Raw genomic sequence first — 12,615 nt, forward strand, 5'->3', positions numbered from 1 at the left:
AATCATGAATCTTGCAAGTATTTTTCTTTTACACGCGGGTACTTAGCCGTTCTTTCTTCTGCGGACCGTCATCACAACTGCGGCAGTTCCCGCAAGCACACATACAGCGGCCATGGCACCGAGCGGAGTCTCATCCGCCGTCCTGGCGTTCTTTGCCCTGGTGCTGGTTGTCTTAGCTGTAGGTTTACGAGTTGTCGTTCCCGACTTTCTGGTAGATCCAGTTGATGTCACTTTGAAAGATACCTCTTTCACATCTGTGTCATCCGCAACATCTTTCCATTCTTCTGCATCCGCATCGTATACCTGTTTCTGGAATGTCACCTGCATTTTATAGGTTCCAGCAGATGCTACTTTATAAGACTTTGTTACGGATGCTTTATTATCTGTAATCTCGACCGATTTGGAACCAACCTGATATTCTACCGGAACATATCTTTCGTTGCCGTGAACTTCTTCATTCGTCGAACCTGCACCGATTGCACTGAATGTCACGGTAGCATTTTTCGTGTAGGATGATTTTATACCGGTGATTTTGTTGCTGTCGGCGCTGGCAGTTTCTACATTGGACGTCTTATATCCTGTTGCCACCGTAATTGTATCTTTACCATAAGATGTCACGACAGGAGTTCCTGAATATCCGTCAACCTTTACCGCAGCACAGGTCTTGTTCTGAACAAAAATGCTGCCGTCAAACTCATATCCTTTAACCGCTGTCAAAGTTATATATGCATAATACGTAGAATCTGCTTCAAAACGTCCGCCAGCTGCTTTTCCTTCGTCATCTTTCCACTCAACTTTTTCTACGGTGTACTTTGCCGGCTCTGCCGATTCAGCATCTGTATCCGGCTTTTCTCCACGTTTTGCAGCAGTCAGTTTATTTACTGTGACAGTTTCTATATTTTCTGTGGTAACCGGTACATTAATCTCATATCTATACTCGGCAACCTCACTGCTGGCATCACCCGCATATGCGATCGCTTTGACTGTCATAGAAGTAGCCACTGTAATCCCGGAACCATCATATTTTGTTCCGATATTCTGAGTTTTATCCGGCGTTTTACCATCTGTTGTATAGTAAATTTCAGCATTTGGTGTAGCACAGGAAAGCTTCACAGCCTGAGATTCCTGATAAGTTCCTGCTGCCGGATCAGCTGTCGGCGCTGCAACTGTAAAATTTGGATCAATCTTATATTCATACGCCGCCAGTTCACTCTTCACATCGCCTTCAAACGCCTTGACTTTCAACGTCATATTTTTATCAATAGTGATTGGTTTCGCCGGGTCATATTTCTCGCCCACTTTTCCCTCACGGTCAGGATCCCGTCCATCTGTCGTATAATAGATATCAACATCCGGAGTATCGCAGGTAAGTGTTACTGTCTGTGCCGCCTTATATGTACCCGAGGCAACAGACGCCGTCGGTTTTGCAATCGTAAAATTCGGGTCGATTGTGTATTGAAACGTCTCTGTGTCGCTTTTGTCTTCTCCAACGTAGGCAATTGCCTTAACCGTAGTCGTTGCCGCAACAGCCGGATTCACTGCCGTATTTGCTGTCACTTTAAACTCCGCGTCGTATTTCTTAGCGGAAGTATTCGCAGGGTCATTGCTTGGCTCAGCGCCATCCGTTGTATAATAAATTTCCGCACCCTGCGTATTGCATTCGAGTTTAATGGTCTGCTCACCTTTATATGTGGCTGATTCCGGTGTAGCGGTCGGCTTTTCAACCGTTCCGTTCTTAGCTCCCGGCGCAGTGTTGGAATTATCTTCCACATTTTTCTTTTCCGCCTTGTCCACGTCCGCAGCACCAGCATTTTCTGTTGATGTTTCCTGGACCTCATCTGACTTTCCCGTCGCATCCTCCTGTGACGCTGCCACCGGTACCAATGCCAGATTCGTCATCATCACAGCCGTAATCAGCATATACGACATTACTTTTTTCATCATCTTCTTCATCGTTCTTGACCTCCCCAGATGCTGTTTTTTAATCACAATTCACTTTTTCTATTATATCACCCCAACTGCCCCGCGTAAAGTGATATATACAAACTGGCATATCTCTTTTGGACATCACTGCGCAGTTCAGGAGGCGCATTCATCATTCGTCACAATGTCTGCGCCCCCACCCATTCCATAAATGTAATTCTCGTGGCCTTTGCAAATCCCCGGCTGATACCGATTCTCGTATCATTCCTGAGAACAAACGTGTTTTTCTGTTTTTCCCTGATCGCCGGCAGATAGACAATGTAACTGTTGTGGCATCTGATAAAATCCATACCGGACACCTTTTTATAAATATCATCCAGTTTATCCCAAGTCTCATACTCCCCCCAGACCGTATGTATGATCGTCACTCGTTTTACTCGCTCAAAATAGTAAATATCCCCGGGCATCAATACGACTTCGCCTTTGCCAATCAAAGAGAAATACAGTTTGTTATGTTTCTTCTTTTTTTCATCCTCTATCACTCTCATCGGTCTCCTTCATCATTCATTTTACACCAAATTATAACAAATATTTCTATTTGATTGCCCATTCGCGCAAAAACAACATCCCATTTGTAATATTTTGCACCCTCCGTACATAAAAACAATATACAAAACATACAAAAAAACCTTCCGGAACATATCATTCCGAAAGGTTATCATATTGGGTATTAATTGTCATTCTACACCGTTCTCCAGCAGATCCGGGCGGCGCTCCCGTGTCCGTTTCAGAGACTGCTCATGCCGCCACTTTTCAATGTTGGCGTGATGTCCGGACAGCAGCACTTCCGGAACTTCTTTTCCGCGCCACACTGCCGGGCGGGAATACTGCGGATATTCCAGCAGATTGTCTGAAAATGATTCTGTCATTGCCGACTCCTCATTGCTCAGAACTCCCGGAACCATCCTGGAGATCGTATCGATCATCACCATAGCCGGAAGCTCTCCGCCTGTCAGCACGTAATCCCCTATGGAAACATAATCCGTCACGATTTCCTCCAGCACACGTTCATCGATGCCTTCGTAATGCCCGCACAGGAACACAAGGTCTTTTTCCTGCGCCAGCTCCTGTGCCATTTTCTGGTTGAAAACACCGCCCTGCGGCGTCAGGTAGACGACACGCGGGGGATACCCGATCTTTTCTTTTACCGCCTGATACGAGGCATACACAGGCTCCGCCTGCATCACCATGCCGGCTCCGCCTCCATACGGATAATCGTCCACCTTCATGTGCTTGTTTCCGGCATAATCACGGATATTCACGCAGGAAAGGCTGAGCAGCTGCTGTTCTATGGCCCTTCCGATGATGCTGGTGTGAAGCCCCTGTTCCACCATCTCCGGAAAGAGCGTCAGTACATGATAATTCATCAGCGCCTCCTAAACCAGTCCATCCATCAGATGGATCTTCATATTCTGTGCTTTCACGTTGACTTCCAGGATGCACTGTCGGATCGCCGGTATCAGAACTTCACCGTGGTCCGGTGAATCTATAACATACACATCATTTGCACCCGTCTGAAGTACGTCTCTGATCACACCGAATGCGTTTCCATCTTCCGTACAGACATTCATCCCGATCAAATCCGCGATAAAATACTCATTTTTCTTTAATTTCACAGCATGTTCCCTGGTTACAAACAGTGGTCTCTGGCGGTAGATTTCCACATCCTCAATGCAATCCAGCCCCTCAAATTTCACGATAACGAACTGTTTGAAGAATTTCACTCCCTGAATCTTCATAATCTTATGCTCTTTTCCGGTATCCAGGATCACTTCTTTTAATTTTTTAAACCGCTCTGCGTCATCCGTCGTCGGAAACACCTTGACCTCACCGCGCAGGCCATGTGTGGAAGTAATGACGCCCACCTGCAGCATATTTTCCATATCTCATACTCCATTCTTTCAATCATTAACGTTCACGCACTGCCGTGAAAGTCAAAAAGAAACGCAGCGGCCGGTTCCGTTCATCCCGGAACCTGTCCACTGCGCCGTATGTGCATTACATGATATCTACGATCACTTTTTTGTCACATTTAGAAGAAGCTGATTTTACAACGGTACGGATCGCTTTTGCGATGCGTCCCTGACGTCCGATCACTTTTCCCATATCAGAAGGAGCCACTTTCAGCTCTACTACGATGGTACGTTCTTCTTCTCTCTCTGTCACTGCAACTTCCTCAGGATGTTCCACCAGAGCCTTTGCAATCACTTCCACTAATTCTTTCATCACATACCTCCATTCCCGCATGAGTGCAGGAAGCAGCGTAGCAAATAACATCTTATTTTTCGATTCCAGCTAATTTGAAGAGTTTTCCAACTACTTCTGTCGGCTGAGCACCGTTTGCCAGCCATTTTTTAGCTGCTTCTTCATCGATTTTGTATACGCTCGGATCCCGAGTCGGATCATATGTGCCGATCTCTTCGATGAACCTTCCATCTCTCGGGGATCTGGAATCAGCTACAACGATTCTATAGAAAGGAGCTTTTTTCTGTCCCATTCTTCTTAATCTGATCTTTACTGCCATTTGATTTCACCTCCTCATAATGAAATGCATTTATGTTAAAAAGGAAGTTTAAAGCCTCCTCTTTTACCACTTTTTCCGCCCATCATACCGGGCATCTGTTTCATCATTTTACGTGCCTGTTCAAACTGTTTGACCAGACGGTTTACCTCGCTGATGTCCACTCCGGCTCCTCTGGCTATCCTCTGTTTTCTGGATACATTCAGGATATCCGGATTCGAGCGTTCCTTCGGCGTCATAGAAAGAATCATCGCCTCTTTTCTGGCCATATCTTTCTCGTCAACCATTCCCTCCAGATCTTTCATCTTGCCGCCGATACCCGGCATCATGGAGAGTACACTGGAAAGTCCGCCCATGTTTTTCATCTGATTCATACTTTCGAGATAATCATCAAATCCAAACTGTGCTTTTTTCAGCTTCTGTTCCATTTCCCTGGCTTTTTCTTCGTCGATGCTCTCCTGTGCCTTCTCGATAAGGCTCATCACATCTCCCATCCCAAGGATTCTGGAAGCCATACGGTCCGGATAAAACTGTTCCAGATCCGAAAGCTTTTCTCCCATACCGACATACAGAATCGGCTTTCCGCAGACTGCTTTTATTGAAAGCGCCGCTCCGCCTCTTGTATCGCCGTCCATCTTCGTCAGGATGACTCCGTCAATACCGATTTTATCATGGAACATCTGCGCTACATTGACCGCATCCTGTCCTGTCATGGCGTCAACTACCAGCACCGTGGCGTCTATCTCCACTGCGCCTTTAATCTCTGCCAGTTCTGCCATCATATCCTCGTCTATGTGAAGCCTTCCCGCCGTATCCAGCAGCACAACGTTATGTCCGTTGTTTTTCGCATGCTCCATCGCAGCTTTTGCGATATTGACCGGCTTTTGCTTATCCCCCATCGAGAATACTTCCACGCCCTGCTTTTCGCCGTTCATTTCCAGCTGTTTGATGGCAGCCGGGCGGTATACATCACATGCCACCAGCAGCGGACGTTTTCCTTTTGACTTCAGCTTTCCGGCAAGCTTTGCCACTGTCGTCGTCTTACCGGCTCCCTGAAGACCGGCCATCATGAATACTGTAACCGCATTTCCCTGCTTCATGGGAAGCTCCGTGGTCTCACTGCCCATCAGTGCGATCAACTCTTCATTTACAATTTTTATCACCATCTGTCCCGGATTCAGACCGTTCATGACATCCTGTCCGACTGCCCGTTCCTGTACAGACTTAATAAACTGTTTGACTACTTTAAAACTGACATCCGCTTCGAGCAGTGCCATCTTGACTTCTTTCAGGGCAGTCTTAACATCTTCTTCTGTAAGTTTTCCCTTACTTCTCAGCTTTTTAAATACATTCTGCAGTTTTTCAGATAAACTCTCAAATGCCATGAATTATAATTCCTCCAGAATACCTACCGATATCTCTTCAATCTGCTTCATCAGAGACTCTTTCGTCTCACCCTCACAGTTTTTGGTCAACGCGTGAATACGATTCACTTTATCTCTGATACTCAAAAACTTCTGTACCAGATGGAGCTTTTCCTCATACTCTGCGAGAATCCTGCTGCAGCGTTTGATCATATCATGCACCCCCTGACGGCTGATGCCCAGGTCCTGTGCGACTTCACTGAGTGAATAGTCATTTAATGCGACTGCTTCATAGATCTGTCTCTGGTGATCCGTCAGCAATTCACCATAAAAGTCATATAATAATGCCTGTTCTACTATCTTTTCCATTCAAATCACCTTTGCAATCATACAATAGAAAAGTGATGCTGTCAAGTACTTTTTCTTGACATCACAGCTTTTTTCGTAACAATTCAGACGGCGGGCAAGAAGATGCGCCGTCTGAACTGTTACGATTTTTATCCATACTGCCTGACCTGAAGCCTTCCAGATCCAGAGTAACATAAGTAAATCCGAGCTTTTTCAGCTCCGTCAGAATCTCCTCCGACCGGTCCACCGCCTCAATAAATGCTCCCCTGTCCAGCTCCACCCTTGCAATATCTCCGTGCACACGAAGCCTCACATTCTGAAAGCCGAATGTTTTTAAAAATTCTTCACCGCTCTCAATACGTTTCAGAATCTCTGCGGTGATAACGGTTCCATACGGAAGCCGTGTTGCCATACACGGAGTCGATGGCCTGTCCGCAACCGCTATCCCCAGTTCTTTTGCCCATGTGCGGATCTCCCTCTTCGACAGTCCGCAGACACGCAGCGGGCTCAACACCCCCAGTTCCTCCACGGCCCGGATTCCCGGGCGGTATTGAAAATCATCGTCCCGGTTCGTCCCTTCCAGCACAGTCCGGATATTTTTACTGTCAGCAAACTCCAGCAGCCTCGCAAACAATTCTTTTTTGCAGAGATAACAACGGTCGACCGGATTCTTTAATATCGCAGGATTTGCAAGTTCATCCACCTCTATCACCTGATGCCTGGCCCCCATCTCTCCCGCAACCGCACGGGCAATCTGTATATCACAGGATGGATGCAGCTGTGTATCAAAAGTTACGGCATACACTGTGGTATCATGCCTTTTTGCCTCCGCCAGTGCCAGCTTCAGCAGAAGGCTGCTGTCCACGCCTCCCGAAAACGCAATGCACACATCTTTTCTGGTGATATCAGCCAGCAGTTCACGGACCTTTTTCCTATTCTCTGTCAAACAGCTCACCTGCTTCCCGGACCGCTGCCTCATACACCTCCCGGTAGCCGATCCCTTCCTTTGTTGCCGCGCGTCTGATGTCTTCATATTCAGGATAGGTGTATACATGATTGCTTCGGTAACAGATTTTCATACGGATTTCCCCGTATTTTGTCGGTATCCTCTCCATTCTCCGTTCCAGCACATTTCTTCCCGCCCGGTACCTGCGGATGCCGATGCTCGTAGATTCCCTGAAAATCATATCCTCCGCTGCCTCCGCCATTTCATCCTGACAGAGAACCTGCAGCAGATATGCCGGTCTGTTTTTCTTCATATAAACCGGAAGATATACCACATCCTTCACCCCCAGATTCAAAAGCTCTTCCTGCAGAAAGCCAAGCTGTTCTCCGCTGCAGTCATCGACGTTGGTTTCCAGCACCCACACATCCTCCGGTTTTCTGATTTCCGACACGATCATCGCACGCAGAATGTTCGCATGTGGGAACTCCTTTGTACCCGCACCGATTCCTATGTCTCTGATCACCATCTCTTCCGGAAGCAGTTCTCTGCTGCGAAGCGCTGCCGCTATCGCCGCACCGGTCGGCGTGATCATCTCACCTTTCGTATCTGTGAGTGATACCGGCAGGCCATACTGAGCGATCAGTTCAGCAGTCGCAGGTACCGGAACGGGGATCTCCCCGTGCTGGCACCACGTCGTCCCGCAGCCTTCCCGGAGCGTTCCCACTGCCGTCTGTGTGATTCCAAGATCACAGATGCAGATTGCAGCGGCAACGATATCGATAATGGAATCCACGGCACCGACTTCATGAAAATGTACCGTATCCGTAGTGACGCCGTGAACCTTCGCCTCGGCCTTCGCCAGCACATAAAATATTTTTACCGCCAGTCTCTTTACCTTTTCCTCAAGCTCCGACTCCATGATCATCTGTTCGATGTCCCCATAGGAACGATGCGGCTGATGTTCCTCCGCCACCGCGACCCGGAATGCACAGCTGTCAATGCCATTCTTTTTAATTCGTCCAACCTCAATCTCATAATGTGAAAGCGGCAGTTTGGACAGTTCATTCCTCAGATGAGATTCATCCGCACCCAGGTCCAACAGGGCGCCCACTGTCATATCGCCGCTGATCCCGGACGATCCTTCCAGGTATAATATTCTGTCTTCCATTGTATTAGCTCCCATCTCTATGATTTTGATCCCGCCAGGCGGTTCATCTGTGCCGCCAGATAGCCGGCTCCGAAACCATTGTCTATATTCACGGTTGCGATCCCCTCCGCACAGGAATTAAGCATTGTCAACAGCGGCGCGATCCCCTGAAAGTTTGCGCCGTATCCGATCGATGTCGGTACTGCGATCACCGGGCGTTCCACGAGTCCGGCGACCACACCGGGAAGCGCGCCTTCCATACCTGCGACCGCGATCACGCAGTTAGCCTCGCGAATGTCATCCAGTTTGGAGATCAGACGATGGATTCCCGCCACACCCACATCATAGATCCGGTTTACCCGACACCCGAAATATTCGGCTGTCTGTGCCGCCTCCTCAGCCACCGGAATATCCGATGTACCTCCGGTACACACCGCTACACATCCGGTCTGCCTGGGACGGTTGAAATACAGTCCCAGGATCCGCGCGGTCTCATCGTATTCTATCTCTGGAAATTCCCCGCTCAGCGCGAGATACTGATCCCGGCTGGCTCTCGTACCCATCACATTTTCCCGCCGCTCATAAAAGCTGCGGTAGATTGCCCGCATCTGTTCCACTGACTTTCCGGCACTGTAGATCACTTCCCCGAACCCGCTTCGAAGGCTTCGGTGATGATCGATCTTGGCACAGCCGATATCTTCATAAGGAAGCTTCTTCAGCTGCTCTTCGGCTTCCGCGATGGAAAGCTCTCCATTTTTAACCTGTTCCAATAATTTATATGTATCCATATGTTCAACCCTCTTTTTCATCTTTCGATATTATAGCATCTATGATACAATTATGTAAAGATACCAGGGTCAAAACGTCTTTAGCCCTGGCATCATGCAAATTCAATTACATACGGAGGTATCAAATGGAAGCTTCAAAAGTCTACTATACCAATCTTCGCACAACCATGAAATCCAATCGCCAGCAAAAGCTCGCAAAGCTGATCAAAGCGGCCGGCATCGATAATATTCACTTTGACAGACGTTATACCGCTATCAAGATGCATTTCGGTGAGCCTGGAAATCTGGCCTATCTTCGTCCCAATTATGCCAAAACCGTCGTTGACGTTGTCCGCGAACTGGGCGGCCGTCCCTTCCTGACAGACTGCAACACACTCTATATCGGCGGACGAAAAAACGCACTCGATCATCTGAACAGTGCGTATGAGAACGGATTTTCTCCATTTTCAACAGGCTGCCATGTCATCATCGGCGACGGTCTGAAGGGAACAGACGAGGCACTCGTCCCTGTTGCAGGCGGCGAACACATCAGGGAAGCCAAAATCGGACAGGCTATCATGGATGCGGATATTTTTATCTCCCTGAATCATTTTAAAGGTCATGAATTCACCGGATTTGGCGGAGCCTTAAAGAACATTGGCATGGGCTGCGGTTCCCGCGCCGGAAAGATGGAGATGCACAATGCCGGAAAACCGTTTGTGAAAGAACGCAAATGTGTGGGCTGCACTCTCTGCACCAAAAACTGTGCACATGAGGCGATTACGATCACGGATAAAAAAGCGTCCATCGATCACAACAAATGTGTCGGCTGCGGCCGCTGTATCGGAGCCTGTCCGCAGGATGCAATCCGTGAGGCCTCGGATGAATCCAATGACATCCTGAACAAGAAGATCGCAGAGTATTCAAAGGCAGTCCTCGACGGACGGCCGAATTTCCATATCAGCCTCGTGATCGATGTCGCACCTTTCTGCGACTGTCATCCGGACAACGACCTGTCTGTCATCCCGGATGTCGGAATGTTCGCCTCCTTTGACCCGGTAGCGCTCGATGTCGCATGTGCCGATGCCGTCAACGCTCAGCCCGTCACACCGGGAAGCCTGCTCGACGAATCCGACCACGAAGGCCACGATCACTTCAGCGCCATCAGCCCGGAGACCAACTGGATGGTCTGCATCGACCATGCGGTGAAGCTGGGTCTTGGAAGTAAGGAATATGAGTTGATTGAAGTGAAATAATCCACAAAGAGGAAGACGCTGATTCAGCAGATGTGAATCAGTGTCTTCCTCTTCTGTTTCTGTTGTTAGTCATTACTTACAGATTCGGACGGATCAGCTTCGGGCGGTATCCGTGCTCCTCAAGCGCCCGGACAATCTGTCCTTTGTGCTGGGTTCCGAATGCTTCCAGCGTGATCTTCAGCTCAACAGCCGCGTTCCGGTTCGTACTGAAAAACTGATTATGATCAAGACGGATAACATTTCCCTGCTCCTCAGCGATCACCTGCGATACCCTGACGAGTTCACCCGGTTTATCCGGAAGCAGTACGGAGATCGTAAAGATACGGTCTCTCTGGATCAGACCATTCTGCACAACGGATGACATGGTGATCACATCCATATTGCCGCCGCTTAAGATGGAGACGATTTTTTTGTTTTTCATATTCAGATGCTTCAGCGCCGCAACAGTCAGCAGACCTGAATTCTCCACGATCATCTTATGGTTTTCCACCATATCCAGGAAGGACACGATCAGTTCCTCGTCCTCCACCGTGATGATATCGTCCAGGTTCTTCTGGATATACGGGAAAATAACTTCCCCCGGCGTCTTTACTGCCGTACCGTCGGCGATCGTATCGATGTGCGGAAGTGTTGTGACTTCCCCTTTTTCCAGGGATGCCTGCATACAGTTTGCACCTGCCGGTTCTACTCCGATCACCCTGATATTCGGATTCAGAAGTTTCGCAAGTGTGGAGACCCCCGTCGCAAGGCCTCCTCCTCCGATCGGAACCAGGATGTAGTCCACCAGAGGCAGCTCTTTCACGATCTCCATTGCAATTGTTCCCTGACCGGTAGCCACCGCAGGATCATCGAACGGGTGAATGAAGGTATAGCCGTGTTCCTCCGCCAGTTTATATGCATGTTCGCATGCCTCATCATAGACATCGCCTTCCAGCACGACTTCAGCTCCATAGCTCTTCGTGCGCTCTACCTTGATAAGAGGAGTCGTCGTCGGCATCACGATCACTGCCTTTACACCAAATTTCTTCGCCGCGTACGCCACTCCCTGCGCATGGTTGCCGGCAGACGCCGTAATCAGCCCCTTGGAACGCTCCTCATCGCTAAGCGTGCTGATCTTATAGTAAGCCCCTCTGATCTTGTATGCCCCGGTGACCTGCATATTTTCCGGTTTTAAATAAACCCTGTTACCGGTATTGGCACTGAAATACTCACTGTAGACCAGTTTCGTCTCCTGTGTCACTTGTTTTACGACTTCTGATGCTTCCTCAAATTTTTCTAACGTTAACATAGTCTCCTCCATCTGCACATACCCCGGCACATGCTGTATATCCGCTAATTATCATCATTTTTGTGAAACAGTGCATTGACAAATTCTGAAGAATCAAACTTCTGAAGATCATCAATCGTTTCGCCCACACCGATATATTTCACCGGAATATCAAGTTCTGACTGAATCGCAACAGCGATCCCGCCTTTGGCGGTCCCGTCCAGCTTCGTCAGAATAATTCCTGTGACATTTGCCACCTCCGCAAACTGCTTCGCCTGCGCAAGCGCGTTCTGACCCGTTGTACCATCCAGCACAACCAGGGTCTCCAGAAAGGCCTCCGGGTATTCACGCTCCAGAATCCGGTATATTTTTTTCAATTCTTCCATCAGATTCTTTTTATTGTGCAGGCGGCCTGCCGTATCACACAGCAGAATATCCGCATCTCTCGCCTTTGCTGCCTGTACGGCATCGAACACAACGGCAGCCGGGTCCGCACCCTGCTGTCCACCGATGATCTCAACACCCGCGCGGTGCGCCCATTCCGTCAGCTGCTCTCCCGCTGCAGCCCGGAAGGTATCCGCCGCAGCCAGAACAACTTTTTTATTCTGATCCTTTAATTTTCCGGCCAGTTTTCCGACGGAGGTCGTTTTGCCAACACCGTTTACTCCGATGACCAGCACCACCGACTTTCTGCTTTCAAATTCATATGCCGTCTCGCCTACATCCATCTGCTGTTTGATACTGTCGATCAGCAGTTGCTTACATTCCGATGGTTCCTTGATCTTTTTTTCCTTAACCTGCTGTTTCAGGTTTTCAATGATCGCATTTGTGGTATTGATACCAATGTCTCCCAGCACGAGAATTTCTTCGATCTCTTCATAAAAATCCTCATCAATACTGGAAAAGCCACTGAAAATAGAATCAATCCCGGATACAATATTGTCTCTGGTTTTGGATAATCCACTCACCAGACGTTTGAAAAATCCTTGTTTTTCTCCTGCCATGTCTAAAGCCCC

At 48.4% G+C, this 12,615-nt stretch carries 14 protein-coding genes; 1 reads left to right on the top strand and 13 read right to left on the bottom strand.

Annotation, left to right across the window (positions count from 1 at the left end):
* Window positions 1-42 precede the first annotated feature (42 nt).
* The 11 genes from MCG98_RS14005 to larB form a co-directional block, all read right to left on the bottom strand.
* A complete protein-coding gene (locus MCG98_RS14005; RefSeq protein WP_240302554.1) occupies window positions 43-1,953 on the bottom strand; it encodes a chitobiase/beta-hexosaminidase C-terminal domain-containing protein in 1,911 nt (636 codons plus the stop codon).
* A gap of 149 nt (window positions 1,954-2,102) precedes the next feature.
* Window positions 2,103-2,471, bottom strand: a complete 369-nt coding sequence (locus MCG98_RS14010; RefSeq protein WP_240302555.1) for a LytTR family DNA-binding domain-containing protein — start codon at window positions 2,469-2,471, stop codon at window positions 2,103-2,105.
* A gap of 189 nt (window positions 2,472-2,660) precedes the next feature.
* On the bottom strand, window positions 2,661-3,350 hold the full coding sequence (gene trmD / locus MCG98_RS14015) for a tRNA (guanosine(37)-N1)-methyltransferase TrmD (protein WP_240302556.1): 690 nt from the start codon (window positions 3,348-3,350) through the stop codon (window positions 2,661-2,663).
* A gap of 9 nt (window positions 3,351-3,359) precedes the next feature.
* The gene (gene rimM / locus MCG98_RS14020; protein ID WP_240302557.1) at window positions 3,360-3,866 is read right to left on the bottom strand and encodes a ribosome maturation factor RimM; all 507 of its coding nucleotides are present in this window, start codon (window positions 3,864-3,866) and stop codon (window positions 3,360-3,362) included.
* Between the two features lie 115 nt (window positions 3,867-3,981).
* Window positions 3,982-4,209 (bottom strand): KH domain-containing protein, encoded by a 228-nt coding sequence (locus MCG98_RS14025; RefSeq protein WP_028528932.1) that lies wholly within the window; start codon window positions 4,207-4,209, stop codon window positions 3,982-3,984.
* Window positions 4,210-4,261: 52 nt separating this feature from the next.
* Window positions 4,262-4,507: a 30S ribosomal protein S16 gene (gene rpsP / locus MCG98_RS14030; protein WP_028528931.1), complete on the bottom strand. Its 246-nt coding sequence runs from the start codon at window positions 4,505-4,507 to the stop codon at window positions 4,262-4,264.
* Window positions 4,508-4,542: 35 nt separating this feature from the next.
* Window positions 4,543-5,889, bottom strand: coding sequence for a signal recognition particle protein (gene ffh / locus MCG98_RS14035; RefSeq protein ID WP_240302558.1), 1,347 nt, complete (start codon window positions 5,887-5,889; stop codon window positions 4,543-4,545).
* 3 nt (window positions 5,890-5,892) lie between these two features.
* Window positions 5,893-6,237, bottom strand: coding sequence for a YlxM family DNA-binding protein (gene ylxM / locus MCG98_RS14040; RefSeq protein ID WP_240302559.1), 345 nt, complete (start codon window positions 6,235-6,237; stop codon window positions 5,893-5,895).
* Window positions 6,238-6,298: 61 nt separating this feature from the next.
* Entirely contained in the window at window positions 6,299-7,162 is an 864-nt protein-coding gene (larE, locus tag MCG98_RS14045; RefSeq protein ID WP_240302560.1) for an ATP-dependent sacrificial sulfur transferase LarE, read from the bottom strand.
* Window positions 7,149-8,330: a nickel pincer cofactor biosynthesis protein LarC gene (larC, locus tag MCG98_RS14050; protein WP_240302561.1), complete on the bottom strand. Its 1,182-nt coding sequence runs from the start codon at window positions 8,328-8,330 to the stop codon at window positions 7,149-7,151. The genes larE and larC overlap by 14 nt, the downstream gene beginning before the upstream one ends.
* A 17-nt stretch (window positions 8,331-8,347) precedes the next feature.
* Complete coding sequence (gene larB, locus MCG98_RS14055) at window positions 8,348-9,097, bottom strand: nickel pincer cofactor biosynthesis protein LarB (RefSeq protein ID WP_240302562.1); 750 nt, start codon at window positions 9,095-9,097, stop codon at window positions 8,348-8,350.
* Between the two features lie 125 nt (window positions 9,098-9,222).
* Between larB and MCG98_RS14060 the strand changes: the two genes are divergently transcribed.
* Complete coding sequence (locus MCG98_RS14060) at window positions 9,223-10,332, top strand: DUF362 domain-containing protein (protein WP_240302563.1); 1,110 nt, start codon at window positions 9,223-9,225, stop codon at window positions 10,330-10,332.
* A 76-nt stretch (window positions 10,333-10,408) separates the two neighbouring features.
* On the opposite strand, the gene ilvA is transcribed toward MCG98_RS14060, so the two are convergent.
* Complete coding sequence (gene ilvA, locus MCG98_RS14065) at window positions 10,409-11,632, bottom strand: threonine ammonia-lyase (protein ID WP_240302564.1); 1,224 nt, start codon at window positions 11,630-11,632, stop codon at window positions 10,409-10,411.
* Between the two features lie 32 nt (window positions 11,633-11,664).
* Window positions 11,665-12,603, bottom strand: a complete 939-nt coding sequence (gene ftsY, locus MCG98_RS14070; RefSeq protein WP_240302565.1) for a signal recognition particle-docking protein FtsY — start codon at window positions 12,601-12,603, stop codon at window positions 11,665-11,667.
* Window positions 12,604-12,615: the final 12 nt, after the last annotated feature.

Origin of the sequence: Ruminococcus sp. OA3, assembly GCF_022440845.1 — a bacterium.
In the GTDB taxonomy this organism is placed as follows: Bacteria; Bacillota; Clostridia; order Lachnospirales; family Lachnospiraceae; genus Ruminococcus_G.